At 37.7% G+C, this 4401-nt stretch carries 1 protein-coding gene; it reads left to right on the forward strand.

The window, feature by feature from the left end; translation table 11 throughout:
* The first annotated feature begins 1557 nt into the window (after positions 1–1557).
* On the forward strand, positions 1558–4185 hold the full coding sequence (locus RVY80_RS10125; protein ID WP_317330537.1) for a cation-translocating P-type ATPase: 2628 nt from the start codon (positions 1558–1560) through the stop codon (positions 4183–4185).
* The last annotated feature ends 216 nt before the right edge of the window (positions 4186–4401 follow it).

Below are 4401 nucleotides of genomic sequence, written 5' to 3' on the forward strand. Positions count from 1 at the left end.
AGGTAGTCCATAGTGATTGCCTCCGGTTAATTTTGTGTCGTAACTTAATTTTACCATTGATGCAATCCTATGGATCTTTTTATTTAGTTTTAGTGTTCAATTTCATTCTACAATTTACGATTTACGTTTTTTCTTACATGGGATATAAAATCTCCAACATATTCGACCATATTCAGCCGCAATCATGCGTTTACCCCAACGGTTTGTATATTCTTTTACACAAATCCACATAGGATGCTCCTTTCTGGAGCTCTTGCAAAACCTATGCCATAATGCTAAAATGAATTAAGCAAATATTTTCGTCTAACCATTTTGGTTTAGATTCATATCTGAATTAGCGTCAACTAATTCGATATAGCAACAGCCCCTTGTGCATTTAACCACTTGGTGGCTGTTTTTTTTAAAGGATGTCTCTATTACTATGACATCCTTTTTATCTCTATCATTCTATATCTTTAACTCTGACAAGTTTTGAAACCACTTCCACGTGTTTTGAGATGAAGGGATAGCTGTCAATAATTAAAAACCTAAATATTCTTAGTTGAAGTTCTCTTTGAGGGAACATATCCACAGTGGACTTTAGTATGTGGGAACATATCCATTATTATATCAATTATTATGCCAGGGGGGTCTTTTGTTATTCCTCATTGTTTCCACCACGCGAGTATGGATCCTTATCTTTCCATTTAACACTACCATCTTTATAATGATAATGTTGTCCATGTCCTCTCACGTGGAGACGGTAGTATTGCTGAATAAAAAATAAATAGAGATACCCTTGAAGAGTTGCTATTTAAGCTGTTTTCAGGGGTTTCTTTATTTTTTGATGGTTGGTAAAGTGATGGATTTGGGGTGTGTTTTAAGGGAATATGGTTTATATGCTGAATTGAGCTCACCCATGCAAATTAGTTTTGCTTTAAAGGTTCAACCGTTTAGCAAAAGAAGTAGTTGTTGATGGTCATATTCTGGGTTGAGTGCATATCAATAATTGCCAATTGCTCATTGCTATTGTTCGTTTCTACGATTATAATATATAGTATACATCCTGAATAATTCATAGTTTTACTAATAGTCTTTCCTAACATTGATTTAATAGTCTTTAAAGTAATCTGCTTCATCACCCATTAGGTGATGAAAAAAGACCCCCTTTCTGATATGGTTAATTCACCACAAACCACCATAGAAAAGGGTTCTCTCAGTGGTTACTTTACAAGAAAATGCCGTAAAATTCAACAATAATTTAATTGATTCTCATGATGGTGGTCGTTTATCAAGTGATTCTGGTTTAGTCCTAATCGAACAACACTTAACACATATTCTCCCCTCATTTGAAAGTGAATTAACTTGCTTTTTTTTCCTTCCCTTATGTATAATAAGTTTGACATTAAAATAAGAAGTGCGGGAGTAACTGGCAGTTTTTTACTGCTACAGTGCCACCAACCGTAGATAATTTATCTGCTGGTGCTGTATTAAATAGTAAGACGCATACGGAAGTGAGTGAGTTTTTCCGTATGCGTCTTTTTTTATCTCACTCCAAAAGCATAGAAAGGAAAGAAAATGGATTATTATAAAGAAAGTATTGAAACGGTATTGTCGTCTTTAAACACCTCTACCGAAGGAATTATGACGGAGGATGCAAAAAAGCGGCAAGAAGAACAAGGGTTTAATGAAATCAGTAGAAAAGATAGACAGTCTACACTCTCTATGTTCATTGATACCTTTAAAGACCCATTGGTTATCGTCTTGCTTATCGTTGCCATCGTGCAAATCGTATTAGGAAAAGCTGCTGAATCTCTCATTATTTTTGCGGTGCTTATCATCAATTCAATCTTAAGTGTCGTTCAAACAAAAAAGGCAGAAGATTCTTTAGAGTCTTTAAGACAAATGGCTACTCCAACGACTACAGTCATTAGAAATGGGCGTCCACAAAATGTCGAGGCTAGAGAACTGGTCAAAGGGGACATTGTTCTTTTAGAAGCGGGAGACAATATTCCAGCAGACGGAAGACTGATTGAAGCGGAATCTCTTCAAGTCGTAGAAGGGGCATTAACAGGTGAATCGGTTGCTTCAGATAAATTCGTTGATAAGCTGGAAGAAGATGCCCCTCTTGCGGATAGAAGTAATATGACTTATAGTGGCACGCTTGTCACTTACGGTAGAGGAAAAATGGTTGTCACAGCTATTGGAGAAGAAACAGAAATGGGTAAAGTCGCCCAGTTGATTCAAAGTGCAGAAGCCAAACAAACCCCTCTCCAACGAAAGCTGGAAGATTTCAGTAAAAAACTGGGTATTGGTATTCTGATTTTATCCATTCTCATTTTTGCTATTCAAACTGTTCGAATCTTCTCAGGAGATTCACAAGACTATACTGTTCCATTAGTTAACGCCTTTATGTTTGCGGTAGCTGTGGCTGTTGCGGCTATTCCTGAAGCTCTCCAATCCATCGTAACGATTGTCTTATCTGTTGGAACAAATAAAATGGCTAAACAGCATGTGATTATCAGACAATTGCCCGCAGTTGAAACACTGGGCTCAACTAGTGTTATCTGTACTGATAAAACAGGTACTTTAACTCAGAATAAAATGACGGTAGTGGATGCATTTATTCCAAATGGTGAATCAAACTTGTTCTCAGGGGATAAGCAAACGTGGTCAGAGTCTGAAAGATTACTCATGCAAATAGCCGTACTAGCGAATGATTCCAATATTGATGAAAAAGGGGAATCGAGCGGTGATCCGACGGAAGTGGCTTTAATTGCTTACAGTAACAAGCAAGATGCACCCTATGAAGAAATCCGTAAGAAATACCCGCGTTTACTCGAGCTGCCTTTTGATTCAAGCAGAAAGCGCATGTCAACCGTGCATGAAATCAATGGTGAAAAACACCTCTTAACCAAAGGTGGGCCAGATATTATCTTCGACTTGTGCTCACGTATTAAGCTGAACGGTGAAATTGTCGAATTAACAGAAGAACGATTAGAGGCTCTCAAAGCGCAAAACGAAAAGTTCTCTGACCAGGCCTTTCGTGTGTTAGCTTTCGCTTACAAGCCTATTGAAAAAGATACTATTGAAGTTGAAGATGAAAGTGATTTAATCTTTGTCGGTTTACTTGCAATGATCGATCCTCCTAGAGAAGAAGTGTATCACGCCGTTCAGGATGCAGAAAAAGCAGGAATTAAAACTGTCATGATTACTGGTGACCATAAAACGACTGCACGAGCCATTGGTCGGGACTTGAATATTTTCAAGGAAGGTGACCTTGCTTATACCGGACAAGAATTAGACGCGTTAAGCGATGATGAGCTGATGGACAAGTTAGAAAAAATATCAGTTTATGCGCGTGTTACTCCAGAAAACAAAATCAGAATCGTAGATGCTTGGCAAAAGAAAAACCAGGTGACCGCAATGACTGGAGATGGAGTGAATGATGCCCCTGCTTTAAAACAAGCTGACATCGGGATAGCCATGGGTAGTGGAACAGATGTGGCTAAAGATGCCTCTGCTATGATTTTGACAGATGATAACTTTGTATCTATCGTTCATGCGGTTGATGTCGGGCGTACGGTTTACAGTAATATTAAAAAAGCTATTGCTTACCTATTCTCAGGTAACTTAGGTGCTGTTATTGCGATTTTAGTTGCTTTAATACTCGATTGGGTTAACCCCTTTACAGCATTACAATTACTCTTTATTAACTTAGCTAATGATTCCCTTCCTGCTATTGCTTTGGGATTAGAGCCTAGAGAACCTAACGTCATGAATGAATCACCGAGAGATCCTGATGAGTCTATTTTCTCAGGAAAAACCTTAAGCACAGTTATATTCCGGGGTTCTTTAATCGGTCTAGCGGTTATCATTTCTCAGTTTATTGGGTTGCAGTACTCAGCTGAGATAAGTGTAGCGATGGCCTTTACAACACTTATTTTATCTAGAACATTGCAAGTATTCCCTGCGCGTTCGACTACTCAAACTAGTTTTGAAGCAGGATTCTTTACTAACAAATTTATATTAATGGCCTTTATTGCTTGTTTAGGTCTATATGGTATCACTCTTTTACCGGTTGTTAGAGGGGTATTCTCAATCCCAGATACTTTTGGCTTAATGCATTGGGCTATTGCAACAGGATTGGCCTTATCTACAACTGTACTGATGGAATTGAATAAAAAAGTTTTCCCCGATAAATAAATTAATACGTTTTCGTAAATTGTAGAATGAAATTGAACACTAAAACTAAATAAAAAGATCCATAGGATTGCATCAATGGTAAAATTAAGTTACAACACAAAATTAACCGGAGGCAATCACTATGGACTACCTAAATAATACCATTAATACCCTACCTCGCGAAAGAGGACAACACTTAAGATTTGAAGATCGATGCGAAATCAAAGCGCTCCATAA

Source organism: Veillonella absiana, assembly GCF_032970865.1.
Taxonomy (GTDB): domain Bacteria; phylum Bacillota; class Negativicutes; order Veillonellales; family Veillonellaceae; genus Veillonella; species Veillonella absiana.

Coding starts and splice junctions, on each gene's coding strand:
- RVY80_RS10125 (WP_317330537.1), top strand. CDS start 1,558: ATGGATTATTATAAAGAAAGTATTGAAACGGTATTGTCGTCTTTAAAC.